Source organism: Streptomyces ferrugineus, assembly GCF_015160855.1.
GTDB classification, from domain to species: Bacteria; Actinomycetota; Actinomycetes; order Streptomycetales; family Streptomycetaceae; genus Streptomyces; species Streptomyces ferrugineus.
This window is the reverse complement of record NZ_CP063373.1, coordinates 6,560,036-6,585,674: the sequence shown is the minus strand read 5'-3', so window position 1 is coordinate 6,585,674 and position 25,639 is coordinate 6,560,036. Positions and strand designations below refer to the sequence as shown.

The 25,639-nt window shown below is 70.7% G+C and carries 15 protein-coding genes; 14 read left to right on the top strand and 1 reads right to left on the bottom strand.

The window, feature by feature from the left end:
• Positions 1-29: 29 nt before the first annotated feature.
• The 6 genes from IM697_RS29635 (at position 30) to IM697_RS29610 (ending at position 4,145) form a co-directional block, all read left to right on the top strand.
• Positions 30-386, top strand: a complete 357-nt coding sequence (locus IM697_RS29635) for an AMP-binding protein (protein WP_194039158.1) — start codon at positions 30-32, stop codon at positions 384-386.
• Complete coding sequence (locus tag IM697_RS29630; protein ID WP_194039157.1) at positions 341-2,041, top strand: ATP-binding protein; 1,701 nt, start codon at positions 341-343, stop codon at positions 2,039-2,041. The genes IM697_RS29635 and IM697_RS29630 overlap by 46 nt, the downstream gene beginning before the upstream one ends.
• Before the next feature lie 53 nt (positions 2,042-2,094).
• Positions 2,095-2,931 (top strand): ABC transporter ATP-binding protein, encoded by an 837-nt coding sequence (locus tag IM697_RS29625; RefSeq protein ID WP_228044224.1) that lies wholly within the window; start codon positions 2,095-2,097, stop codon positions 2,929-2,931.
• Entirely contained in the window at positions 2,924-3,676 is a 753-nt protein-coding gene (locus IM697_RS29620; RefSeq protein ID WP_194039156.1) for an ABC transporter permease, read from the top strand. The genes IM697_RS29625 and IM697_RS29620 overlap by 8 nt, the downstream gene beginning before the upstream one ends.
• 99 nt (positions 3,677-3,775) lie before the next feature.
• Positions 3,776-3,970, top strand: a complete 195-nt coding sequence (locus IM697_RS46025; protein WP_194049930.1) for a beta-ketoacyl synthase N-terminal-like domain-containing protein — start codon at positions 3,776-3,778, stop codon at positions 3,968-3,970.
• Positions 3,885-4,145, top strand: a complete 261-nt coding sequence (locus tag IM697_RS29610; protein ID WP_194039155.1) for a hypothetical protein — start codon at positions 3,885-3,887, stop codon at positions 4,143-4,145. The genes IM697_RS46025 and IM697_RS29610 overlap by 86 nt, the downstream gene beginning before the upstream one ends.
• Before the next feature lie 165 nt (positions 4,146-4,310).
• Here IM697_RS29610 and IM697_RS29605 read toward each other — a convergent pair whose 3' ends face one another.
• Positions 4,311-5,258, bottom strand: coding sequence for a methionyl-tRNA formyltransferase (locus IM697_RS29605; RefSeq protein WP_194039154.1), 948 nt, complete (start codon positions 5,256-5,258; stop codon positions 4,311-4,313).
• 263 nt (positions 5,259-5,521) lie between these two features.
• Here IM697_RS29605 and IM697_RS29600 point away from each other — a divergent pair, with 263 nt between their 5' ends.
• The 8 genes from IM697_RS29600 to IM697_RS29565 all read left to right on the top strand — a co-directional run bounded on the left by IM697_RS29600 (position 5,522) and on the right by IM697_RS29565 (position 25,630).
• Entirely contained in the window at positions 5,522-6,880 is a 1,359-nt protein-coding gene (locus IM697_RS29600; RefSeq protein ID WP_194039153.1) for a lysine N(6)-hydroxylase/L-ornithine N(5)-oxygenase family protein, read from the top strand.
• A 100-nt stretch (positions 6,881-6,980) separates the two neighbouring features.
• A complete protein-coding gene (locus IM697_RS29595) occupies positions 6,981-8,039 on the top strand; it encodes a FecCD family ABC transporter permease (protein ID WP_194039152.1) in 1,059 nt (352 codons plus the stop codon).
• Positions 8,036-9,097: a FecCD family ABC transporter permease gene (locus IM697_RS29590; protein ID WP_194039151.1), complete on the top strand. Its 1,062-nt coding sequence runs from the start codon at positions 8,036-8,038 to the stop codon at positions 9,095-9,097. Before IM697_RS29595 ends, IM697_RS29590 begins: the two co-directional genes overlap by 4 nt.
• Positions 9,098-9,135: 38 nt before the next feature.
• Positions 9,136-9,975 (top strand): ABC transporter ATP-binding protein, encoded by an 840-nt coding sequence (locus IM697_RS29585; protein WP_194039150.1) that lies wholly within the window; start codon positions 9,136-9,138, stop codon positions 9,973-9,975.
• A gap of 110 nt (positions 9,976-10,085) precedes the next feature.
• Positions 10,086-11,144, top strand: a complete 1,059-nt coding sequence (locus IM697_RS29580) for an iron-siderophore ABC transporter substrate-binding protein (RefSeq protein ID WP_194039149.1) — start codon at positions 10,086-10,088, stop codon at positions 11,142-11,144.
• A 46-nt stretch (positions 11,145-11,190) separates the two neighbouring features.
• A complete protein-coding gene (locus IM697_RS29575; protein ID WP_194039148.1) occupies positions 11,191-12,978 on the top strand; it encodes an ABC transporter ATP-binding protein in 1,788 nt (595 codons plus the stop codon).
• 57 nt (positions 12,979-13,035) lie between these two features.
• Positions 13,036-23,943, top strand: coding sequence for a non-ribosomal peptide synthetase (locus IM697_RS29570; RefSeq protein ID WP_194039147.1), 10,908 nt, complete (start codon positions 13,036-13,038; stop codon positions 23,941-23,943).
• Positions 23,930-25,630 carry an ABC transporter ATP-binding protein gene (locus IM697_RS29565; RefSeq protein WP_194039146.1) on the top strand — a complete coding sequence of 567 codons (1,701 nt, stop codon included), beginning with the start codon at positions 23,930-23,932 and terminating at the stop codon, positions 25,628-25,630. Before IM697_RS29570 ends, IM697_RS29565 begins: the two co-directional genes overlap by 14 nt.
• Positions 25,631-25,639 lie beyond the last annotated feature (9 nt).

The following is a 25,639-nucleotide window of genomic DNA, read 5'->3' as shown; positions in this document are numbered from 1 at the left end:
TCGCGTGTGGTGATCCCGCGCGTCCGGCCGTGACCTACAGGGCCGAGACGCTCACCTACGGGAAGTTGGCGCAGCGCGTGGAGCGTGCGGCGAACGGTCTGCGCGCACTGGGCCTGAGACCGCTGCTTGCCGTCCCGGCCGCCGGCGCAGTGCTCGTGCCGGTCAACCCTGCCTTGAAGGCAGGTCAGTTGGCGCACATCGTGGAGGACTGCGAGGCCCGCGTCGTGATCACCACGGCCGAGCGCCGCTGCACCGTGGGCGAGGCGCTCGGCCATGGCTCCACGGTCGGGCACGTGGTGCTGGTCAACGCCTCCGGCGAGGACCGGTCGGCGGATGTCCCGTGGCGCGTCGTGCCCTGGGACCGGCGTTCGCCCGTACGACGGTGATCACGGGCCGGGCCGGAGCGGGCAAGTCGGCACGCGCACTCGAGGCCGTGCACGCGGTCGCCGACGCCTATCCCGACGGACAACTGCATGCCGAGGCGGCCGGGGGCGTCGGCTGTGACGAGGCGCTCCTCGATGTGCCGGCCCAGCTGCTGACGGAACTCGGCCATCCCGCGACGTCCCTCCCGCAGGACCTGTCGCCGCGGGCCGCGCTCTACCGCGACACGATCGCCGGACGGCGGTTGGTCGTCCTGGTCGAGAACCTCGCCCGGGCCGACCACATACGGCTGCTGGCACCCGGGGCGCCCGGCGGGCGGCTCGTCGTGACCAGCCGTATCCGCCCCGACGCCCTGGACTGTGGCACGGGCTTCGAACTCGGCCCGTTCCGGCTCGGCGAAGCGCTGCAACTGCTGGAGAGCACGCTCGGCCGCGAGCGGGTGACCTCGGAACCGAGCGAGGCGATCGGCCTCGTCGAGTTCTGCGGAGGGCTGCCGCTCGCACTGAACGTGGCGGCGGCCCGGCTCAACGCCTGGCCGCACTGGCGACTGACCGACCTGGTCGCCCGGCTCCGCGACGAGCAGCGCCGGCTCGACTCACTGGCCGGCCAGGAACTGGCGGCCTCACTGCACCAGTCGATGTGCGAACAACTGCCGCCGCTCGCCCGCCTGCTGCTCGGGCGGCTGGCGCTGCTCGCCACCGACGAGTTCGCGGCCTGGGTGGCCGAGCCGCTGCTCGACCTGGACACCGGCTCGGCCGTCGACGTCCTGGAGACGCTGGTCGAAGCGCGGCTGGTCGATGTCGTCAGCCGCGACGGCAACGGCGCACGGTACCGGATCGGCCCCCTCACCCGCAGCTACGCGCGTCACGCCATCGCGCTCGCGGAATCCACGAGTGAGCGCTCGGCGGCCCAGGCCAGGCTGCTCGGCGCCTGGCTGCACCTCGCCGACACGCTGTGCCGCCGCCACTTCGGCGACACCAGCCTGCCGTGCGGCCCCGCGCCGCGCTGGGCGCTGTCGGCCCCCGTCGTCGACGCGATGCTCACCGATCCGCACGACTGGTACGAAGGCGAGCGGACGAATCTCCTGAACATGATCGAGCAGCCCTATCTGGTCGGCAACGCCGCCTACCGCTGGAACCTCGCCCTGGGGATCGCGGCGATCTGCGAGGCGCTGGGCCGCCACACCGACTGGCACGAAAGCAGCACCTACGCCATGGGGGCGGCCCGCCAGGACCAGGACCGGCTGGGGGAGGCCACGCTGCTGTACTCGCTGGCCCTGCTCGACATGCGCGCAGGCCGCACCGACAACGCCCGGGGGCGCCTGGGCCTCGCCCATGCGGTGTTCGAGATGCTCGGTGAGACCCAGTGGAGCAGGCTCGCCGAGGAGCGGCTGGCGGAACTCGGTCAGGCCCGGCGCGCTCAGGCTCCTCCGGCCGAGGAGGCGACCGCGCGCGGCCGCGTCGACCCGGCGGTCGGTCAGAGCACCGTCCCCGCCACCCGGATACCCCGTCCGATGCGCATCGTGCGGGGCACTGCGGACGGTGCGCGGCGCCGGCCCGCATCGCTCGCGGAGCTCAAGTCCGCCAAGCGGGCCCGCGTCGGCGCGGCCGCTCCTCCCCGCTGGCTCGCGGAGCTCTCCGCGAGCCAGGACCTCGACTGACAGCGACGGAGCAGACCACGGGGGCGCACCGCCCCGCCTCACCAGGAAGGAGCATGACCATGCTGGAAGTCGACCATCTCGTGAAGAGGTACGGCGAGGTACAGGCGCTCGCCGGATTCGACCTCAGTGTGGCCGCCGGAGAGATCGTCGGCGTGGTGGGTCACAACGGCGCAGGCAAGAGCACCTTCCTCGAGATTGTGTCGGGGCTGATCCGCCAGGACTCCGGCACCGTGCTCATCAACGGCCGGCCACCGGCTGCGGCACGGGCCGAGGTCGGGGTGTCGCCCCAGCACATCGCGCTCTACCTGCCGGTCACCGTACGGGAGCACCTGAGGTTGTTCGGCGGTCTCGCGGGCCTGCGCCGCGCCGAACTGAGCGCCGCCATCGACGAACTGGCGGCGGCCATGCACCTGGAGGAGTTCCTCGACCGGCGGGTCGGCATCCTCTCGGGCGGCCAGCAGCGCAGGACACAGGCGGCCATCGCGTTGATCCACCGTCCCGCGCTGCTCCTGCTCGACGAACCGACCGCGGGCGCCGACCCCGAGACCCGGCAGGCACTGCTCGACGTGGTCAAACAGCGGGCGGCACAGGGGACCGCGGTCATCTACACGACGCACTATCTGAGCGAACTCAGTGAGCTGCAGGCGACCATAGCCGTGGCCAAGCGGGGCCGGGTCATCGCACGAGGCAGCAGCGAGGAACTCCTCGCGGGACTGCCCGGCGAGGTACGGGTCACCTTCCCCGACGAAACCGTCTCGGTGGCCACCACGAACCAGAGCGCGACGCTGGTCGAGCTGCTGAAGACCGCGCAGAAGCCCGTCGAGTCCGTGGACATCCACCACCCCGACCTCGACGACCTCTACCGAGCCCTGGCGGTTGACCATGATTGACGCCCTGCACCGCACGTCCCTCCTCGTCCGGCATAACACGGTGCTCAGGCTGCGCGACCCCGCCCAGCTGATCACCTACATCGCGCTGCCGATGGTGCTGATGGTGATGCTCAAGGAGCTGTACGTGAAGGCCCTGGACGGGGGAGTGACCCAGGCGGTCACCGGGCCGCTCGTGATGTTCTCCGTCTTCGCGCTGTCCATCGTCGGCAACTCGATCCTCGCCGAGCGCGAGTGGCACACCTGGGACCAGATGCGCTCCAGCAGGGCGGGGCGGGCGGAACTGCTGCTCGGCAAGACGGTGCCGATCCTGGTGGTGCTGGTGCTCCAGCAGGTGATCCTGCTCTTCTTCGGCTGCCTGGTCATCGGGCTTCCGGTGCCCGGCAGCATGGGCTACGTCGTGATCGCGGTCGCGGTCTGGGGCATCACGCTCCTGTCCATCGGCGCCGCGCTGGCGACCGTCGCCCGCAGCCGCGGTGACCTCGCCCTGGTGTCCGACGTGGGGGCCATGACGGTCAGCGCGTTCGGCGGCGCGCTCGTCCCGGTGAGCCTGATGCCGGGGTGGGCCCAGGCCATCGCCCCGTTCTCGCCCGGCTATTGGGCCATGGACATGATGCGGACCGCCCTGAAGGGTGATGCCGGCGCCATGCTGACCCCGGTGCTGGTGTGTCTCGGTATCGCGTTCGCCGCCGGAGCGCTCGCGACCTACCGCCTGGCCCGCGGCTGGGGGCGCAGCCACCTGCTCTGACCGCGGTCGCGGTCCGGCCGGACGTGTGCGTGTGAATCAGTGGATGGGGAGAACGCGGCGACAGACGACGAGTACGAGTCCGCAGTGGCGCTCATCGGCATGTCCGGGCGTTTCCCGGGCGCCGCCGACGTCGGCGAGCTGTGGCGCAACCTCCTCGCCGGAGAGCTCGGACTGCGGCAGGTGACGGAGGAGGAGCTGGAGGCGGCGGGTGCTCGCCGACGACCCGCGGGGCGCCGCCCTCGCCGAACGGCTCGCCCTCGCGGGTGCCGAGACCGTCGTCGTACGCCCAGGTGAGTGCTTCGGCCAGGACGACAACGGCGATTTCTTCGTACGCCCCGACGAGGCCGACGACTTCGCCGAGGTGCTGGGCTCGATGCTGGTCGCCCCGCGCACCCGCGTGGCATCGGCGGCCCTGCAGCATGCCGTGGGATGGCCCCGCGTCATCGCCGCTGTCGCGGGCTGGGTGTGAACGCTTGCCGACGCCGCTGAACCCGCCTATAAGGAGCCCTCGTTGTCCGGTCGTCAGCCCCGGCGCACATGGGTGAGGTCACGATGAAGCGCACCGGGGCCGGATCGCTCACGTTCATGTCCAAGTTCGTGACGGCGACGCCCTGTCGGCCCCGGGACCGTACCGTCAGGCGCGGTTGGTCAGATAGCCGCCCATGGAGGTGAAGTACTCGCCCGCGGGCAGCTCCCGGCCGTCCTCGGTCCGTACGCGTGTGATGGCCAGGCCGTGGTTGCGGCCGGAGCGGGCGTCGGCGCCGGCGACGATCACCACGCCGTCGCCCTCGCGGTAGAAGATGCGGCCGGGGGTGCCGCCGTATCGCCCCTCGGAGACGACGGCCGCGAGGACCTCGAGTCGCTTGCCCCTGTGGAAGGTGAAGGCGCTGGGGTACGGCTCGGACTGGGCGCGGACCAGGCGCTCCAGGTCCTGCGCCGGCCACGTCCAGTCGATGCGGCTGTCCTCGATGGACCGCTTGTGGAAGAAGCTCGCCCGGGAGCGGTCCTGCTGGGTGAACTCCGTCTGCCCGGAGGCGATGAGGCCGAGTGCGCCGATGGTGACCGGGGCGATGAGGTCGACGGTCTTGTGGAACAGGTCGGTGGCCGTGTCCGTCGGCCCGACCGGCACCGCTTCCTGCCGCACGATGTCGCCGGCGTCGAGCTCGTCGTTCATCATGTGCGCGGTGACGCCCACTTCGGGCTCGCCGTTGATCAGGGCCCAGATGAGCGGGGAGAAGCCGGCGTACTTCGGCAGCAGAGAGTCGTGCACGTTCAGCGTGCCGTGGCGCGGCAGGTTGAAGATGCGCGGGGGGATCCAGGTACGCCAGTTGTTGGCCACGATGATGTCCGCGTCGGCCTCCTTGAGGCGCGCGAACAGCTCTTCGTCGTCAGGGCGGTTGCGGATCACGACCGGTACGCCGTTCTCCTCGGCGAGGTCGGCGACCGAGTCGCTCCAGATCTTCTCGTAGGCGTGCTCGCTCTTGGGGTGGGTCACGACCAGGACCACGTCGTGCTCGGAGTCCAGGAGGGCTTGCAGGGTGCGGTGCCCCCAGGTCTGGTAACCGAACATGACGACCCGCATGGGGTTCCTCCTCAAGGCAGGGGTTGGCCGTGGCCAGTAAAGCAAGGCTTACCTAAGTGGTCAACGGGGCGTGCATGGAGGTGTGTTGACCGTCGTCCGCCTTCGGAGTGTCCACTTTGTCCATGGACAGGTGCGCGGGATGAGCTTAGCCTTACCTAAGTTCTGGGCCGTGGGTCTTCGGCGTGCCCAACTTCCGTACTTCCCGATGCTCGACCAACGGCTGCCTGCCCCCGCACGGCAGCCGCCCGCACGATGGGAGTGACATGGCACAGGCTCGTCCCGGCGACGCCCCTTTGATCCACGACCTCATTGGCATCGGCTTCGGGCCGTCCAACGTGGCCATGGCGATCGCGCTCAGCGAGCACAACGCACGCGTCGGCCGCGAGGAAGTGATCACGGCTCACTTCTTCGAGCAGCAGCCGCGCTTCGGCTGGCACCGAGGCATGCTCATCGACGACGCGACCATGCAAGTGTCCTTCCTCAAGGACCTGGTGACGCTCCGGAACCCGGCCAGCGAGTACAGCTTCCTGTGCTACCTGCAGAGCAAGGGACGGCTGATCGACTTCATCAACCACAAGAACCTCTTCCCGCTGCGGGTGGAGTTCCACGACTACTTCGAGTGGGCCGCCGGCAAAGTCGACGACATGGTCTCCTACGGCCATGAGGTCGTCGGCGTCATGCCGGTCGTTCGCGACGGGGCCGTGGAGTATCTGGACGTGACGGTCCGGTCGGGGGAGGGGCTCGCCGTACACCGGGCGCGCAACCTCGTCATCGGCACCGGCCTGCGTCCCCTCATGCCGGAGGGCGTGGAGCGCGGCGACCGTGTCTGGCACAACTCCGAACTGCTGGCGAAGGTCGATGGATTGGAGGCCGGGGCCCCGTCCCGGTTCATCGTCGTGGGCGCCGGACAGAGCGCCGCGGAGAACGTCGCCTACCTCCACAGACGCTTCCCCCAGGCCGAGGTCTGCGCCGTCTTCTCCCGCTACGGCTACAGCCCCGCCGACGACAGCAGCTTCGCCAACCGGATCTTCGACCCCGAGGCCGTCGACGAGTTCTTCTCCGCGCCGGAGAACGTCAAGCGCCGGCTGATGGACTACCACGGCAACACCAACTACTCCGTGGTGGACATCGACCTGATCGACGACCTGTACCGGCAGATGTACCAGGAGAAGGTCCTCGGCACCGAGCGTCTGCGCTTCCTCAACGTCTCCCGGCTCACCGACGTCAAGGAAACGCAGCAGGGCCAGGTCCGGGCCACGGTCACGTCCCTCGTCACCGGCGAGGAAACCCGTCTGGACGCCGACGTCGTGGTCTTCGCCACCGGCTACAGCCCCGCCGACCCGACCGGCCTGCTCGGCGAGGTCGCGGACCGCTGCCTGCGCGACGACGAGGGCCGCGTCCGCGTCGAGCGCGACTACCGACTCGCGACCGACTCCGATCTGCGCTGCGGCATCTACCTGCAAGGCGGCACGGAGCACACGCACGGCATCACATCGTCCCTGCTGTCCAACACCGCCATCAGGGTCGGCGAGATCCTGGACTCACTCCTCGACCGGGGCCTGAAATCCGCCTCCGACGAGGCCCGGACGGTCGCCGACGGAACCGGCAGCACCGCCCGTTAGGCCCCCCACCGTTTCGGCCCCCGCTACATCGCCGCGCCCGCCCGGTGAACTCCACCGGGCAGGCGGGGCGGCACTGATCAAAGGGATAACGTACGTCCACATGGGCACGACTGCAGTTGAGCGTCCCGCGTCCACGGCCACAACACCGGTCCGCCGACGGCGGGTTGTGGGGCTGGGCGCGCTGGTGGTGATCCTTGTGATCGCGGGGGCGGCGTCGTTGGCCGTCGGTGCGCGCGCCTTGAGTCCCGCCGAGGTGTGGCACGGGTTGTTCGCGGCTCCGGACTCCGACCAACGGCTCACCGAGATCAGGCTCATCGTGCAGACCGTACGGGTGCCCCGGACGGTGCTCGGGATCGTGGCGGGCATCGCGCTGGGGGTCGGCGGGGCGCTGATCCAGGGGTACACACGCAACCCGATCGCCGACACGGGCCTGTTGGGGGTGAACTCCGGCGCCTCGTTCACCGTGGTGTCGGTGATCGCCCTGTTCGGGTTCTCCAACCCGTTCCAGTACGTCTGGTTCGCCTTCCTGGGAGCGGGCGTCGCCGGCGTCGTCGTGTTCGGGCTGGCGAGCATCGGCCGGGGCGCCGGCAACCCGCTGACGCTCGCACTGGCCGGGCAAGGGGTCACGGTGTTCCTCGCGGCGATGACCACGGCCGTCGCGCTGTCGGACCAGAAGTCGCTGAACGCGCTGCGGTTCTGGAACGCGGGTTCCTTGGCGGGTGTCGGCTTCGACGTCATCTGGCCGGTGACCGCGTTCATCGCGGTCGGGCTAGTGCTGGCGCTGACGACGCTGCCCGCCATCAATCTGCTGAACCTGGGTGAGGACGTGGCGCGAGGGCTGGGCGTGAACATCGCGTGGAGCCGGACCGTCGGCATCGCCGCCATCACCCTGCTGGCGGGCGCGGCGACGGCGGCGTGCGGACCCATCGCGTTCCTCGGGCTCATGGTGGCCCACGTGGCCCGGTATCTGACCGGGCCGGACTACCGCTGGCTGGTGCCGTACGCGGGTCTGCTCGGCGCCGTCATCCTGCTGGTCTGTGACATCGTGGGGCGCTTGGTGGTGCGGCCGGGCGAGCTGGACGCGGGTGTCCTCGTCGCCCTCCTCGGCGCCCCGTTCTTCGCGGCTCTGGTCTGGCGCGGAAAGTTCAAGAGCGCATGAACAGGACAGACGTGAAGCCATCGGTGGCGCCGGGCGTGCGGCTCGGCGGCGTGTCGTTCGTATGGCGGCCCTGGATCGTCTTCGTCACCTGCCTGCTGGCGGCGGCGGCCTTCCTGGTGTTCTGCCTGTCCATCGGCGTCGGGGACTTCCCCATCGGCCTGCCCCAGGTGATCGCCACGATCCTCGGCCGGGGCGAGCAGGTCGACGAGTTCGTGATCATGGACCTGCGGATGCCGCGGGCCCTGGCCGGACTCGTCGTGGGCATCGCGCTGGGGGTGTCGGGGGCGATCACGCAGTCCATCGCGCGCAATCCGCTGGCCAGCCCGGACATCCTGGGTATCACCTGGGGCGCCAGCGCGGTCGCGGTGTTCGGGGTGACGGTGTCGGGAGGAGCCGCCGCGGCGGTCGTCGACTCCGTGGGCCTGTCCGCGGCGGCGCTCGCGGGCGGTCTCTGCACGGGTCTGCTGGTGTACTTCCTGGCGTGGCGGCGCGGGATCGAGGGCTTCCGGCTCATTCTCATCGGCATCTCGGTGAGCGCCGTGATGGAGGCGATCACGACCTGGCTGCTGGCCACAGCCGACATCAGGGACGTGGCCCAGGCCCAGGCATGGCTGGTCGGTTCGCTGGACAACCGGTCGTGGGACGAGGTCCGGGTGGCGCTCTGGGGCACGCTCGTCCTCCTGGCCGTCGTGACGTGTGTCGCGTTCCAGTTCAAGCCCATGCACCTCGGCGACGACGTCGCCGCGGGCCTGGGCGTTCGCTACTCGGCGGTGCGGGCGGTCCTTCTCCTGTGCGCCGTCCTGCTGGCCGGCGTGGCGGTGAGCGCGGCGGGTCCGGTCACGTTCGTCGCGCTGATGGCGCCGCAGGTGGCGATGCGGCTGGCGCGGTGCCCGACACCACCGATGGCGGCCTCCGGCCTGCTGGGTGCCCTGCTGCTGATCGGCTCGGACCTGGTCGCACGTACGGCACTCCCGGTCAGTGTCCCGGTCGGCGTGGTCACCGCCGCGATCGGCGGCCCCTTCCTCGTCTATCTGCTGGTGCGGGCGAACCGCAGATAGCTGGTACAGAGTCAGGAAAGCCTAAACAAGGGGGCCTTGTGGTCGCTCACTCCATCACCAAGACTCAGCCCGAGGTCGATGACGCCTCACGGCTGGCAGCCAGAGGGGTCACGGTCGGCTACGGCGCCCGGACCGTCATCGATGATCTCGACGTGGCGATACCGCCAGGGGTGATCACCACGATCATCGGCCCCAACGGCTGTGGGAAGTCGACCCTGTTGCGGACCCTGTCGCGGCTGCTGAAGCCGGCCAAGGGGACGGTCGTGCTCGACGGCGAGGACATCGCCAGGCTCAGGACCAGGGACGTGGCGAAGAAGCTCGGCCTGCTGCCGCAGTCGCCGGTGGCGCCGGACGGGCTGACGGTGTCGGACCTGGTCGCCAGGGGCCGCCATCCGCACCAGAGTTGGCTGCGGCAGTGGTCCTCGGACGACGTCACCGTCGTGGAGCGGGCGCTGGCCATGACGGGGGTGTCCGACCTGGCCGACCGTCCGGTCGACACGCTGTCCGGCGGCCAGCGTCAGCGCGTGTGGATCTCGATGACCCTGGCCCAGGGCACCGACCTGCTGCTGCTGGACGAGCCGACCACCTTCCTGGACCTGGCGCACGCCATCGACGTGCTCGACCTGGTGAACGACCTGCACGAGTCGGGCTGCACGGTGGTCATGGTGCTCCACGACCTCAATCTGGCGACGCGCTACAGCGACAACCTCATCGTGATGAGGGAGGGGGCGATCCTGGCGCAGGGGCACCCGCGCGACGTGATCACCGCCGAGCTGCTCGACGAGGCGTTCGGACTGCGCGCCAAGGTGATCGACGACCCCGTGGGCGACCGGCCGCTGGTCGTGCCGATTGGTCGAACGCACGTCGAACTGGCTTAGTTCGCAATAAAGTTATAAAAGTTAGGCTAGGCTTGCCTTACCTCCCTGCGATACGGTTTGCCTGCCCTCAGACGGGGCGCTCACAGCGCGAAAAAGCAAGGAGATTCCGAATGCTCCTCCACAGAACGACGCGTACGAGGACCTGGCGGCGGCTGACGGCGATACTGTCTGCCGCGACGCTCGGCGTCGGCCTCCTCGCAGGATGCGGTTCCGACTCGGACTCGGCGGACAAGGCGAGCGACAACACCTCGACCACCGCGGCCGGCGCCTTCCCGGTCACTGTGGAGCACGCCTTCGGATCCACGAAGATCACCAAGACCCCGGAGCGGGTCGTCACCGTCGGCTACACGGACGACCAGTCCGTCCTGGCGTTCGGCATCAAGCCGGTCGGCATGACCGACCAGTACCCGAACCCCGCGGGCCAGAGCCCCGACATCAACACCCAGTGGCCCTGGGTCAAGGACAAGTGGGGCGACACCAAGCCCGAGGTCATCATGAAGAACGGTGACAACGGCCCCAACTACGAGAAGATCGCCGCCCTGCGCCCGGACCTGATCATCGCGGTCTACTCCGAGATCGACCAGGACGGCTACGACAAGCTCTCCAAGATCGCTCCGACGGTGGGCCGTACCAAGACCGAGAAGGAGCCCTTCAGCGCGCCCTGGCAGGACAACGCGCTGCACATCGCCAAGGCACTCGGCAAGGCCGAGGAGGGCGAGAAGATGGTGGCGGACATCCAGGGCAAGCTCGACGCGGCCAAGAAGGAGCACCCGGAGTTCGCCGGCCAGACCGCCGTCGCGCTGTCCTGGTACGAGAACTCGGTGGCGCCGTTCACCTCGACCGACGTGCGCGGACGGCTGGTGTCGGGCATCGGCTTCAAGTACCAGACCGGGATCGACAAGATCGCGGACGGCAGCTTCTACACCAAGCTCTCCCCCGAGCGTATCGACCTGGTCGACGTCGACCGCATCTTCGTCATCAACGACAAGGCGGACACGGACGCGCTGAAGAAGTTCAAGCTGTTCACCAACCTGGACGCCGTGAAGAAGGGCAAGGTGTCCTACCTGCTGGACAGTGAGGGCCCGGCGGTCGGCGCGGCCATCTCCCAGGGCACGCTGCTGTCCATGCCGTACGCGGTCGACGAGCTCGTCAAGTCGGCGGCCGGCTAAGGATGTCGATCAACACTTCCCGTCCCCGGCCTGCCCAGGTTGCGGTGTGAGCACGACCGACACCCGGGTGGCCCCGGCCACCCTGCGCACGGCGACCGGACGCGAGGGCACCCGATGGGTCGCGGCACGCTGCCGCGAGGTGCCCTGGCTGACGGCCGCCACCGTGCTCACCACGGTGGCCGGGGCGGCGCTCCAGGTGCTCCCCGTGCTCCTGCTCGGCCGGGTGGTCGACGCGGTGGTCGAGGGTGATGCGCGCTCGGTCCTGGTCACGATCGGCGTGTTGATGGGGGCCGCCGCCCTGCTCGGCGCGGCGGCCACCGCGGTGTCGACGTACCTGATCGGGCGGCTGGGCGCGGATCTGCTCGCGAGGCTGCGCGAAGGCGCCGTACGGGCGGTCCTCGGGATGCCGAGCGCACGGATCGAGCAGGTCGGCCGAGGAGACGTGCTCTCGCGGGTCGGTGACGACGTGGCCGTCATCTCCAAGGGCATCCGTACGGCCATCCCCACGGTGTTCTCCGCGGGAGTGCTGGTCGCCATCGCCACGTTCGGCATGTTCGGACTGGACTGGCGGCTCGGCCTGGCGGGGGCCGGTGCGCTGCCCGCGTACGCGCTGGCCCTGCGCTGGTATCTGCCGCGCTCCGCCCCGCTCTACCGGAAGCAGCGGGTGGCCCAGGCGGACCGTGCGCAGGCGTTGATCAGTGGTCTGAACGGGATCGACACGGTCCGGGCGTACCGCCTGGAGGATGCCTTTCGCGAGAAGGTCACCGAAGAGTCGTGGCGGGTGCGCGATCTCGGCATCGAGGTGTTCCGGTTCTTCGGCCGGTTCGTCGGCCGGGAGAACCGCGCCGAGTTCATCGGGCTGGTGCTGATCCTGCTGGTGGGGTACGCCCTGCTGGAGGCCGATGCCGCCAGCCTGGGCGAGGTGTCGGCGGCCCCGCTGCTCTTCCACCGGCTGTTCACCCCGCTGGGCCTGATCATGTTCACCTTCGACGAGGCGCAGAAGTCGGGCGCGAGCCTGACCCGCCTGGTCGGCGTCCTGGGGGAGGCCGCGGAGGGCCGGCTGGTGGGCGACCCGGACGTCGCGTCCGCGGAACCCGCGCCGCTGCCGGTGACGGTGGAAGGGCTGACGTTCAGTTATCCCGGCACCGAGGAGCCGGTCCTCAGGGACGTCGACCTGGCGATCCCGGCGGGTGGTTCGCTCGCGCTGGTGGGGGCGACGGGTGCGGGCAAGACGACCCTGGCCGCGCTGATCGCGGGCATCGGGACCCCGCAGGCCGGTTCGGTGCGCATCGGGCCGACCGACCTCGCCGGTCTGGACGAGGCCGGGGCGCGTGCCCTGGTGAGCATCCTGACGCAGGAGACACACGTGTTCTCCGGTCCGCTCGCCGACGACCTGAGGCTGGCCGCACCGGCTGCGACCGACGCCGAGCTGATGGACGCGTTGCGCACCGTCGGCGCGGGCGAGTGGGCCGAGGCACTGCCCGACGGGCTGAACACCCTGGTCGGCGAGGGCGGCGAACGCCTGGACGTCACCAAGGTCGCCCAGATCGCGCTGGCCCGGCTGGCGCTGCGCCGGTCGCCGGTGGTGGTGCTCGACGAGTCGACCGCGGAGGCGGGCAGTGAGGGCGCCGCCGAGCTGGAACGGGCCGTGCTGGCCGCCTGCTCGGGCCGGACCACCTTGTTCGTGGCGCACCGGCTGACCCAGGCGATGTCGGCGGACCGGATCGCCGTACTGGACGCGGGACGCATCGTCGAGCAGGGCACGCACGAGGAGTTGGTCGCCCTGGGCGGCCGGTACGCGCGACTGTGGCGCGCCTGGCGAGAAGGTAGTTAGGTAGTCCTAAGTTAGGTTCGACTAACTTTTATGCTCAGAAGGGGCGTTGAGTCGTCGATGGAACCGAGCGCTCGTCTCATACAGCTGTCTCCCGCGCGCCTGGCCGACGTACGCCGGCGAATCGGCGACTACACCGACAAGACCATCGTCGAAGCGTGTGCCATCGGGCTGTCGTACTGGGCGACGGGCCGGAGCCCCGACGGCATCGACCTCACCCCCGGCACCCTGTTCGCCGACGTCCTCGGCTGGGTCGACAACGGCGGGACGGCGCCCGGCGGTTGGGAGGTCGGCGCGGACGGCCGGAGCATCACCGTCCCGGAGGGCGTCGCGCCGGCCGACGCCCAGCCGGCGCTGGACGACCTGGCAGAGTTCCCTGACCGGCCCATCGGCACCATCAGCCCGTCCGGCATGGCGTCGAGGCTCGAAATCCTGGCCCGGTGGAACGACACCAGGGCCGACCGGGCCCGCCCGACCATCGTGGAGTTGTTCCGCGAGCAGGCGCGGACCAGGCCGGACGCCGTCGCCATCGTCGACGAGGACCGCTCGCTGACCTACCGTCAGGCGGCCGAGCTGTCCAGCCAGTTGGCTCACCATCTGATCGAACGCGGACTTGACCCCGAACAGGTCGTCGGCATCTCCCTCAGCCGCTGCGCCGACATGGTGATCGGACTGCTCGCCGTGCTCGAGGCGGGGTGCGCGTTCGTCCCGCTCGATCCGCTGTGGCCCGCCGAGCGCCGAGCCGTCGTCATCGAGGACGCCCGTGTCGTGGCGCAGCTCAACGACTCGGGCGAGCACGACCCGAGCGAGCCGGAAGCGGTGGCCGTCGACCTGGGCGACTGGCGGTACGGCTGCTACTCCACCGAGGGGACCGGGGTCACCGTTCTCGGCGACGCCCTTGCCTACGTGATCTTCACGTCCGGTTCGACCGGGCGGCCCAAGGGCGCGATGATCCGGCACGAGGCGATCAGCGAGCGCCTGCTGTGGCAGGTGGGCGAGATCCTGGGCTTCGGGCACGATGACGCGTCGCTGTTCAAGGCGCCGCTGTCCTTCGACATCTCCATCAACGAGATCTTCCTGCCCCTGGTGTCCGGCGCCAGACTGGTGGTCCTGCGCCCCGGCGGCGAACGCGACCCGCACCACCTGCTGAGCGTCATCGCCGAACAGCGCGTCACCTTCACCTACCTGGTGTCGTCCATGCTGGACGTGCTCCTGGAGATCGCCGGCGACTCCGACCGCCTGGAGAGCCTGCGGCACGTGTGGTGCGGCGGCGAGGTGCTGACCCCGGAGCTGTACGAGCGGTTCCGCACCAGGCTCGACATCCCCATGTACCACGGCTACGGCCCGGCCGAGACGACGATCGGTGTCTCGCACGTCATCTACCGGGGCGCCGCGGAACGCCTGTCGACGTCGATCGGCAAGGCCAATCCCAACACCCAGCTGTACGTGCTGGACGACGAACTGCGCCCGGTCCCGGTCGGGGTCGGCGGCGAACTGTACGTGGGTGGATTCCTCCTGGGACGCGGGTACGTGGGCGCGCCCGCACTGACGGCGTCCCGGTTCGTCGCGAACCCCTTCGCGAACGACGGATCCCGGCTGTACCGGACCGGTGACCTCGCGAGGTTCGCCCCGGACGGATCGCTGGACTTCCTCGGCCGCGCCGACAACCAGATCAAGATCCGCGGTATGCGGCTGGAGATCGAGGACGTCGAGGTCGGCCTCGCGGAGCACCCCGGCGTACGGCACACCTGCGTCGTCGCGAAGAAGAACGCGGCGGGCGGCACCTACCTGGTGGGGTACGTGATCCCGGCCGCCGGGAGCGAGGACCTGCGCGCGGACGAGGTCAAGGCGTGGGCCAGCGAGCACATGGTGGAGTACATGGTGCCCGCACACGTCGTCGTGATGACGCGGTTCCCGCTCACCGCGAACGGCAAGCTCGACCGGAACGCGTTGCCGGAGCCCGCCATCGGGACGGGCTCGATCGTCCCGCCCGCCACCGACGACGAGCGCGTGGTGTGCGCGACGGTCGCCGCGGTGCTGCGGCTCGACGAAGTCGGTGTCGACCAGGACTTCTTCCAACTCGGCGGAGACAGCATCCTGGCGATCTCGCTGCTGAGCGCGCTGCGCGACGCGGGCCTCTACGTCACGGCACGGCAGATCTTCACCAACAGCACCGTGGGGACGCTGGCGGCGGTGGCAGCCCGTGAGGACGTCTCCACCGTGGACCACCGCGATGTCGCGACCGGTTCCGTCGTGGGATCGCCCATCGTGCAGTGGCTCGGCGAGACCACGGACGCGATCGACGGATTCGTGCAGTCGGTGGTGCTGAACACTCCGGCGGACCTGACCGCCGACGCCCTCGACGAGATCCTCACCGCCGTGGTCCGGCGGCACGACATGCTGCGCGCCAAGCTGGTGCGCGGAGACCGCTGGAGCTTCGACATCCCGGAGGCGGACCAGGCCGCCGTGGGCTGGCAGGGGAGCGACCGACCGCTCGATGAGTGTGTCGCCCTCGCCACCGAAGGGCTGGACCCGGCGGGCGGTGTGATGCTGCGTGCCGTCTGGCGGCGCGAGGCACGGCAACTGCTCCTGGTCGCCCACCACGTGGTGATCGACGGCGTGTCCTGGCGGGTCCTGCTGGACGACCTGGCCACCGCCTGGCGGCAGTTCACGTCGGGCGCGCCGATCGAGCTGCCCCCGGTGGGCACGTCGTTCCGGCGCTGGACGCAGATGCTGGAGCGCGCCGCGTTCGACGCGGACAGCTCCTACTACCGGCGTTCCCTGCCGGCTGAGGACCAGCGGGTGGGCCGACGGGCGCTGTCCGCGGCCGACACCGTCGCGCGGGAGCGCATACGGACCGTCTCGGTCGGCCCCGACGTCACGGCCGCGCTGCTGGGCGAGATCCCCGCGAGGTTCCACGCCGGCGTCAACGACGTACTGCTGACCGCGCTCGCCGTCGCCCTGGCCCGGTGGCGCCGCGATCTCGGGCAGGATCAGACGTTCGCGCACATCGAACTCGAGGGGCACGGCCGCGAAGGAGGGTTCGTCGCGGACTCCGCGGGCTTCGAGCCGGAACTGTCGCGGACCGTGGGCTGGTTCACCACCCTGTTCCCGGTGACCGTCGACCCCGGCGCGGCGTCCGACTTCACCGCACCCGAGTACCTGGCCGCCGCGCTCAAGGCGGTCAAGGAAGACCTCGCCCAGGTGCCCGACAACGGCGTCTCCTACGGTGCCCTGCGGTACCTGACCCACACCGAGTTCGACGCCCCCGCACCGCAAGTCCTGTTCAACTACCTCGGGCGTTTCGACGCGGGCTCGACGGGGGAGTGGCAACTCGCCGACAGCACCGGCCAGTTGGGTGAGAAGCGCGACCCGAGGATGAGCCTGCCGCGCCCCCTGGAGTTCAACGCGATCGCCGAACCCGCCGCCTCGACCGGCGAGTACGAGCTGGTCACCACCATCTCCTGGCCCGATGGGATGTTCACCGACGAGGACATCGACACTCTCAGCGCATACTTCCGGTCGGCTCTGGCCGGGCTGGCCGCGCTCGACCAGGGCGGCCACTCTCCCAGCGACTTCGGGCTGGTGCCCCTCACCCAGGCCGACGTCGACGACCTGGACGGCCCCGCGCTGCGGGACGTACTGCCGCTGACCCCGTTGCAGGAGGGCCTGTACTTCCACTCGGTCTTCGACGGCGATTCGGCGGGCAGCTACGTCGAACAGCAGCTGCTGACACTGGACGGCGAGGTGGACCCCGACCGGCTCGCGGCGGCGGCCACCCGGCTGCTCACGCTGTACCCCAACCTGGCCGCGCGGTTCGTGGCCCTCACGGACGGCCGCGTGGTCTCGGTGCTGGAGGGCGGTGTGGAGGCCCCCTTCACCACACTGGACCGTCCCGGCATCACCGACGAAGAGATACGCGACTACGCCGACCGGGACCGCAGCGCCGGGTTCGACCTGGCCACCGGCCCGCTGATGCGGTACACGCTCATCCGCGCGGGCTCCGGCCGCAGCGTCCTGGTGCAGACCGTGCACCACATCATCGCCGACGGCTGGTCGGTGCCGACGATGCTCCGCGCGCTGCTGGCCGAGTACCACGCGCCGGGGACCACGTACCCGCTCGGCGGCTTCCCCGACTACGTACGCTGGCTCGCCGGACGCGACGACGACGAGAGCGACCGGGTATGGCGCGACCAGCTCGCCGAACTGCCCGGCCCCTCGCTGGTCGCCGAGGGGCACACGCCGTCCGACCGGTTCGCCGACACCGCCGTGGAGCCGGGCGACGACATCGACGCGGCCGTCCGGTCGGCCGGCGTGCCGCTGAGCGTCGCCGTGCACAGCGCCTGGGCGGTGACGCTGGGCGGCATCCTGCACGGCAGGGACGTGGTGTTCGGTTCCACGGTGTCCGGGCGCGACGCCGATGTGCCCGGCATCGAGGACATGGTGGGTCTGTTCATCAACACGATCCCCGTGCGCGCCCGTTGGACCGGTTCGACCACCGCGCGGGACCTGCTCGCCTCGGTGCGGGAACACCAGAGCGCGGTGCTGCCGCACCAGCATGTCTCGCTGGCGAGGGTCGGCCGCCAGGCCGGTGCCGGCTCCCTGTTCGACACCCTGGTGGTGTTCGACGTGGCGACCGATGTGGACGCGCTGCGGGCGCCCGGCCATACGCTGGTCGTCACCGACATCGTGAACGAGGGCGCCCCGCACTACCCGTTGACGCTGGTGGTGGAGCGCACACCCGACGGTCGCCCGCGCTTCAACCTGATCTACGACGGCGAGCTGCTGCGGGAGGCGAGCGCCCGGGCGATCCTGCACACGTTCACCACCACTCTCGCCGGCCTGCTCACCCGGCCCGACGCCCTGGTCGACTCCCTGGCGCCCGAGGGCACCCGGAGCCCCGCGCCGATCATCCCGACGACCTTGGGCGGACTGTTCGACGCCGCCGCGCGCCGCGCCCCGGACGCCGCCGCCGTCACCCAGTGCGCTCTCGACGGCGGTACCCGCTCACTGACGTACGGCGAACTGGAGGACGCGAAGGACGAGCTGGCCTCGGCCCTGCGCGCGGCCGGTGTCGGGCCGGGCAGGCGGGTCGCCGTCGCCGTCCCGCGTTCCGTCGAGCAGGTCGTCGCCCTGGTCGCGATCGTCAGCGCGGGCGGCGCGTACGTGCCGCTGGACCTGGCGTACCCGGACGAACGGCTGGAGTACATCCTCATCGACGCCGCCCCACAGGTCGTGCTCGTGGCCCGTGAGCAGCGGGACCGCTTCACGCGGCTGCTGGCCCGGGCGGGTGTGTCGGCCGGTGTGCTCGTACAGGGGGACGAGCTGCCGATCGCCACGTCCGAGCCCGAGCGTGAGGTCGGCCCGCACGATCCCGCGTACGTGATCTACACGTCCGGATCGACCGGTCGGCCCAAGGGCGTCGTCGTCCCGCACTCCAGCGTGGTCACGTTGCTCGCGAACACCCAGCCCGACATGGCGTTCGGCCCGCACGACGTGTGGGTCCAGTTCCACTCCTTCTCCTTCGACTTCGCGGTCTGGGAGCTGTGGGGCGCGCTGGCGTACGGCGGTGAGCTGCTGGTGCCGGAGTACGCTCTGACCCGCTCCCCGGTCGACTTCCACCGGCTGGTCCGCGAGCGCGGAGTGACCGTGCTCAACCAGACCCCGTCGGCGTTCTACCAGTTCATCGAGGCCGACCGGCATGCCGGCGAGCCGCTGCCCGCACTGCGCCGGATCATCTTCGGCGGCGAGGCGCTGGACCTCGGGCGGCTGGGCGGCTGGGTCGAACGGTACGGCACCGGTTCGCCCGAGCTGGTCAACATGTACGGCATCACCGAGACCACCGTCCACGTCACCCACCGGGTGCTGACCGACGAGGACTTCGACGGCGGCGACGTCAGCCCGATCGGCGGTCCGATTCCCGGCCTGGTCACCTACCTGCTGGACGACCGGCTCCGGCCGGTGCCGCCGGGCCGGGTAGGCGCCATCTACGTCGCCGGCGACCAGGTGTCGCTCGGATACCTGGGCAAGCCCGGGCTCACCGCCGCCCGGTTCGTGGCGGACCCGTTCGTGGGCGGCGGCTCCCGCATGTACCACACCGGCGACCTTGCCCGCCGCACCCTCGACGGCGAGCTGCAGTTCACCGGCCGCGCCGACGACCAGGTGCAACTCAAGGGATTCCGGGTCGAGTCGGGCGAGGTCGAGTCCGCGATCAGGGATCTCGACGGTGTGATCGACGTCGCCGTCACCGTGGCGGACAGCGGCGACCACCTGGTCGCGCACGTCGTGGGCCGGGTGCCCGACGACTTCACCGCCGTGCTGTCCGCCAAGCTGCCCGTGCACATGGTGCCGGGCCGGGTGCTGCCGGTCGACGCCCTGCCGCTGACGGTCAACGGAAAGCTGGACCGCAAGGCCCTGATCGAGCGGGCCGCACACGACGACACCCCGGTGGCGGACTCCTCGGGCACCTGTGACGCCGCGCTCGCCGCGCTGATCGGCATCTTCGCCGAGACACTGCCCGGCTCCGAAGTGGACGCCGACACCGACTTCTTCAGGGCCGGGGGCGACAGCATCGTCGCCATCACCGTGATCAACCGGGCCAGGGCGCTCGGCCTGCACATCGCGCCTCGGGACGTGTTCCTGTTCCGGACCCCGCGCGCGCTCGCCGAGCAGGTGGGAGCGAGCGCCTCGCAGGTCGAGGCATCGCCCGCACCCGCCCGCCGCGAGGACGGCCCGCTGACGCCGACGCCGATCATCCTGCGCCAGCGCGAACTGGGCGGATCGCTCGCCCGGTTCGCCCAGGCCAGAACGCTGGTGGCCCCCGAGGGCGCCGGGATTGCCGACGCCCAGCGCGCCGCGAACGCCGTGGTGGCCGCGCACCCGGCCCTCCGGCTGCGACTGCGTGTCGAGCACGGCGTATGGGCACTGCGCACCGAACCCGCACGCGAGGTCACCGTCGTACGACCGGAGACGACCGATGCGACAACGGCGGCGAACGAGGCCGCCGGACGACTCGATCCCGAGTCCGGGGACGTCATCGCGTTCTCCTGGCTGGAGGCGAGCCGGACCCTGGTGGTCACCGTGCACCACCTCGCCGTCGACTCGGTGTCCTGGCTGGTCCTGCTGGACGACCTGGCCACCGCCATGCGCGGGGAGACCCTGGCGCCGCCGACCACGTCGTACGCCGAGTACGCCGAGGCCCTGACGTCCCGGTCCGCCCAGGTGATCGACGACCTCGGACACTGGATCACCACGCTTCAGGCGCCCCCGCTGCTGTCCGAGGTCGAGGAGCTGCGCGAGACCGCGGTCGTGCTCGCCCCCAAAGTGACCGACCGCGTGATCCGCAGCGCGCCCGCCGCACTCGGTGTCGGTCTCACCGAGTTGCTGTGCGGCGCGTTGCGCACCGCGCTGACCCACATCCAGCCGTCGCCCACCGATCTCGCGATCGAACTGGAGCGGCACGGCCGGGTCCCGGTCCTGGAACACCATGACTACACCCGCACGGTCGGCTGGTTCACCTCCCTCGCGCCCGTGCGGCTCACGGCGCACACCGACCCCGTAGCGGCGGCGCGCGAGATCGGCGAACGCCAGCCGGACGAACGCGGGCACGTCGCCTACGGCCAGCTCAGGTACCTCAACCCGCAGACGGCCCCGCTGCTGAGCGCCCGCCCGCAGGTGCTGTTCAACTACCTCGGCCGGGGCAGCGAGTCCCGGGCGCTGCACATCACCGGCGGCGATCAGGGCAGCCCGTACGCCGTCGAGGTCAACGCGTGGCTGGACGAGGCCGACGGAAGCCTGCACGCGGCGTTCACCCTGGCCGAGGGCATCCCCGACGCGATCACCGAGCACTGGCGGCGCGCACTGGAGCGCATCGCGGACGCCTCCGCGACCGCCGAGCGCACCGCACCGGTCACCCCGCTCCAGCGGGGCCTGTTCTTCCAGGCCCAGATGGCGGGCTCGGCCGGACACTACGTCGCGCAGAGCTGGTTCACCTTCGACCGGCGCCTGGACACCGACGCGCTGGCCGAGGCGATGGCGTACGTGATCGCACGGCACCCGGTCGTGGGCGCCGGCTTCGCCACCGACGACGACGGAAACCCGGTCCAGGTCCTCAAGGCGGGCCGACGGGTCGATGTCCGTACGGTCGCTCTGTCGACGGACGCGGAGATCGACGCCCTGCGTGCCCGGGACCGCGACACGGGGTTCGACCCGGGTGAGCCGCCGCTGATCCGGGTGACCGTGGTGCGTCTGCCCGACGACCGCGACGGTCTGCTGCTGAGCTACCACCTGCTGCTGTGGGACGGCTGGTCCCGCGAGATCGTGCTGCGGGACCTGTTCGACGCCTACGAGGCGGTCGTCGCGGGCGAGGCACTGGAAGCCGCCCCCGCCACGCCGAGCTTCGAGGACTACGCCCGGGCGCTCGACGCCAAGGACCCCGCCGTAGCGGAACGCTTCTGGGCCGAGCACCTGGCCGGCCTCCCCGGCCCGACCCTGCTCGCCGGACCGGCGCCGACCCTTTCGGACGACCTGCCGCGCGCGCTCGTGCACACGCTGTCCGCCGAACAGTCGGACCTGCTGCGGGAAGCGGCCAGGACGCACGGCGTCACCCTGAACTCCGTGCTGACCGGCGCTTTCGGTCTCCTCCTCGCCGCCCACACGGGCCGCGGTGACGCCGTGTTCGGCGTGACCGTCTCCGGCCGGGAGGGCGAGGGCCTGTCCGACATCGTGGGCGTGCTGCTCAACACCGTGCCCATGTGGACGCGGGCCCGGCCGGACGACACGGTGCGCGGGTATCTGTCGGCCGTGCAGGCGGCCAGGGTCGGGGCGATGGAGCACGAGCACCTGGGCCTCGGCGAGATCCAGCGGGCCAGCGGCCACGACACCCTGTTCGACAACCTGTTCGTGCTCCAGAACTTCCTGGACCTGGACGCGTTCACCGAGATGAACGCCAGGCACGGCATCACCTCGGTGAAGGCCGATGACTCCACCCACTACCCGTTCACCTGGGTCGTCACGCCCGGCGACCGGTTCACGGTCAAGCTGGAGTACCGCGACGGCGACACCGACCACGCCCGCCGTCTCCTCGACGACTATCTGCGCGTGCTCGAAGACCTGGTCCGGTCGACCGGGCCGGTGGGCGCGCTGCGGGGCCCGGGACTGGAGCCCGAGCCCGCCGAGCGTACGGACGTGGGCACGGACACCGTGGTCGACCGGTTCGACCAGGCGGCGGACCGGGACCCGCAGCGGGTGGCACTCGTCGCCCATGGCTCGACCATGACCTTCGCTCAACTGAGGGACCGCAGCCGTGCGGTGGCGGGTGTGCTCGCCGGGCGCGGCATCGGCCCCGAGAGGACCGTCGGCCTCGCGATCCCACGCTCTCTCGACTCGATCGTGGCGCTGTTCGCCGTGCTGCGCGTCGGCGCCGCGTACGTGCCGCTGGAGCTGGACCACCCGGACGAGCGGATCGCCTCGATCGTCGACGACGCCCGCCCGGACGTCGTCCTCACCGTGAGCGCCGTGGCGCCGCGACTGGCCTCGCTGACCGGCGACCTGATCGAACTCGACCGCCCGCTGCCCGACGCCGAGCCGTATCCGACGTTCGCGCCGGACGACCCGAACCGTCTGCGGCATCCCGCGTACACGATCTACACCTCCGGATCGACCGGGAAGCCCAAGGGCGTGGTGACCGAATACGCCGGGCTCACCAACATGCTGATCAACCATCAGCGCCGGATCTTCGAGCCGGTGCTGGCCGAGCACGGCCACCGGGTGTTCCGGATCGCGCACACCGTGTCGTTCGCGTTCGACATGTCGTGGGAGGAGCTGCTGTGGCTCGCCGACGGCCATGAGGTGCACATCTGCGACGAGGAGTTGCGACGTGACGCGCCCCGGCTGGTCGAGTACTGCCTGGAACACGGGATCGACGTCATCAACGTGACCCCGACCTACGCGCAGCAGCTGGTCGCCGAGGGCCTGCTCGACAACCCGGCACGGCGGCCGGCGCTGGTCCTGCTGGGCGGCGAGGCCGTGACTCCGACGCTGTGGCGGCGGCTCGCCGAGACCGAGGGGACGGTGGGCTACAACCTGTACGGGCCCACCGAGTACACCATCAACACGCTCGGCGTCGGCACCTTCGAGTGCCAGGACCCGGTGGTGGGTGTGGCGATCGACAACACCGATGTGTATGTGCTGGATCCGTGGCTGAGGCCGCTGCCGGACGGAGTTCCCGGCGAGCTGTACGTGTCCGGCATCGGCATCGCGCGCGGCTATCTCGGCCGGCCCGCCCAGACCGCGCACCGCTTCGTGGCGTGTCCCTTCGGCGAACCGGGTGAGCGCATGTACCGCACCGGGGACTTGGTGGTCCGTCGCCCTGACGGGAACCTGATGTACCTGGGCCGCACGGACCAGCAGGTCAAGATCCGCGGGCACCGGGTCGAACCGGGCGAGGTCGAGGCCGTGTTCGCGGCGCACCCGGCGGTGCGGTTCGTCGCCGCGGTCGCCCAACCGGACCCGCAGGTCGACGGCGCCCACCGACTGGCCGCCTATCTCGTGCTGGAGGGAGCGGAGTTGGCCACCGTCGCCGCCGAAGTGGGCGCCGCACTCCCGGACTTTCTGCGCCCGACGCACTTCGCCCAGGTCGACAGCATCCCGCTGACGGTGAACGGGAAGGCTGACACGAAGGCGTTGCCGGAGGCCAAGCCGCTGGGCGCGCTGACCACGGCGGGGGAGCGCGGCCCTCGGACCGAGACCGAGACCGTGGTGTGCGAGTTCTTCGCCGAGGCACTGGACCTGGACGACGACGAGGTGAGCGCGGTGAGTGACTTCGTGTCCCTCGGAGGACACTCCATGCTGGCGGTGCGGCTGATCGGCCTGCTCCGCCGTGAGTACGGCCCTGTGATCACGATCCGAGACCTGTTCACCCTGCGAACCCCCGAAGCGATTGCCCGCCACCTCGATGACAACTCCTGACCCGCAGCGGCCCCGTCCGGGGTCCGACATCCTCCGCACCGCACTGCGCCGCAACATCGGCGCCATGGTGGGGGGCACCGCCCTCATGGGCCTGTACCAGGCGGGGGAGACCGCGTTCCCCATCGCGCTCGGCCTGATCGTCGAGCACACGATGCGCGACCGGAGCCTCGGCGCGCTCGGCCTGTCCATCGCCGCGCTGGCCGTGATCATCACAACCGTGTCGCTGTCGTGGCGGTTCGGGATGCGCGTCCTGCAGAAGGCCAACACCACCGAGGCACACCGCTGGCGGGTGCGGGTGGCGGCCTGCGGGCTCCAGCCGGTGGCCAGGGACGTCGACCTCAAGTCCGGCGAGGTGCTGACCATCGCCACCGAGGACGCCGACCAGACGGCCGACATCATCGAGGTGGTGCCGCTGCTGATCAGCTCACTGGTCGCGGTGGTGGTCGCGGCGGTCGCCCTGGGTCTGGCCGACATCAGGCTCGGCCTGCTGGTGATCGTGGGAACGGTCGCGATCCTGTCGATCCTCAGTGTGCTGTCCAAGCGGATCGGCAGCAGTACCCAGGAACAGCAGGCCCGGGTGGCGCGGGCGGGGGCGAAGGTCGCCGACCTGATCACCGGTCTGCGTCCGCTGCACGGCTTCGGCGGCAACCACACGGCGTTCCGGTCCTATCGGAAGGTCAGTACGGAGGCGAAGCTCCAGGCGATCACCGTCGCCAAGGTGAACGGCGCGTACGCGGGCACGGCGCTGGCCCTCAACGCGGTCCTCGCCGGCGCCGTGACTCTGATGGCGGGCTGGCTGGCGTTCAACGGCCGGATCAACATCGGCGAACTCGTCATGGCCGTGGGCCTGGCGCAGTTCATCATGGAACCGCTCAAGCTGTTCTCGGAGATGCCGAAGTACGTGATGATCGCGCGCGCGTCGGCGGCGCGGATGGCGCTGGTGCTGGCCGCGCCGCCCGTGATGACACCGGGGCCAAAGCGCCCGGCCGCAGGCGGCGACCTCGAGATCGACTGTGTCCGGTACGGGACCCTGCGCAAGCTGAAGTTCCAGGTGTCCGCCGGCGAGTTCGTGGCCATCGCCGCCTACCAGCCGCGTGCGGCGGCCGACCTCGCGTCGGTCCTGGCCGTGAACGTCCCGCCCGGCGCGTACGAGGGTGTGGTGCGGATCGGCGGGCGGGAACTCGCGGAGCTGTCGGTCGAGGCGGTCCGCGAGCACATGCTGGTGAACCCGTACGACGGGGAGATCTTCGCGGGCACCCTCGGCACGAACATCGACCCGCCGGGCACCAGCCGGATGGTCCCCGAGGCCGTCGAGGCGTCCATGCTGACCGATGTCGTCGCCCTCCACCGCGAAGGACTCGACTACGGCGTCCGCGACCGCGGCGCGAACCTCTCCGGGGGGCAGCGCCAACGGCTGTCCCTGGCCCGCGCCTTGGCCGCCGACACCGACGTCCTCGTCCTGCACGACCCGACGACAGCCGTCGACGCGGTCACCGAGCAGCTCATCGCGCGCAACATCGCGGAGCTGCGCCGGGGCCGCACCACCCTCGTGATCACCAGCAGCCCGGCCCTCCTGGACGCCGCCGACCGTGTCCTCGTACTGGACGACGGAGTCATCACCGCCGAGGACACGCACCGCAACCTCCTTGCCGCCGACGAGGAGTACTGCCTGGCCGTGGCGCGGTGACGCGACCTG

Coding starts and splice junctions, on each gene's coding strand:
- IM697_RS29620 (WP_194039156.1), top strand. CDS start 2,924: ATGATTGACGCCCTGCACCGCACGTCCCTCCTCGTCCGGCATAACACG.
- IM697_RS29565 (WP_194039146.1), top strand. CDS start 23,930: ATGACAACTCCTGACCCGCAGCGGCCCCGTCCGGGGTCCGACATCCTC.
- IM697_RS29590 (WP_194039151.1), top strand. CDS start 8,036: ATGAACAGGACAGACGTGAAGCCATCGGTGGCGCCGGGCGTGCGGCTC.
- IM697_RS29600 (WP_194039153.1), top strand. CDS start 5,522: ATGGCACAGGCTCGTCCCGGCGACGCCCCTTTGATCCACGACCTCATT.
- IM697_RS29625 (WP_228044224.1), top strand. CDS start 2,095: ATGACCATGCTGGAAGTCGACCATCTCGTGAAGAGGTACGGCGAGGTA.
- IM697_RS46025 (WP_194049930.1), top strand. CDS start 3,776: ATGTCCGGGCGTTTCCCGGGCGCCGCCGACGTCGGCGAGCTGTGGCGC.
- IM697_RS29595 (WP_194039152.1), top strand. CDS start 6,981: ATGGGCACGACTGCAGTTGAGCGTCCCGCGTCCACGGCCACAACACCG.
- IM697_RS29605 (WP_194039154.1), bottom strand. CDS start 5,258: ATGCGGGTCGTCATGTTCGGTTACCAGACCTGGGGGCACCGCACCCTG.
- IM697_RS29570 (WP_194039147.1), top strand. CDS start 13,036: ATGGAACCGAGCGCTCGTCTCATACAGCTGTCTCCCGCGCGCCTGGCC.
- IM697_RS29580 (WP_194039149.1), top strand. CDS start 10,086: ATGCTCCTCCACAGAACGACGCGTACGAGGACCTGGCGGCGGCTGACG.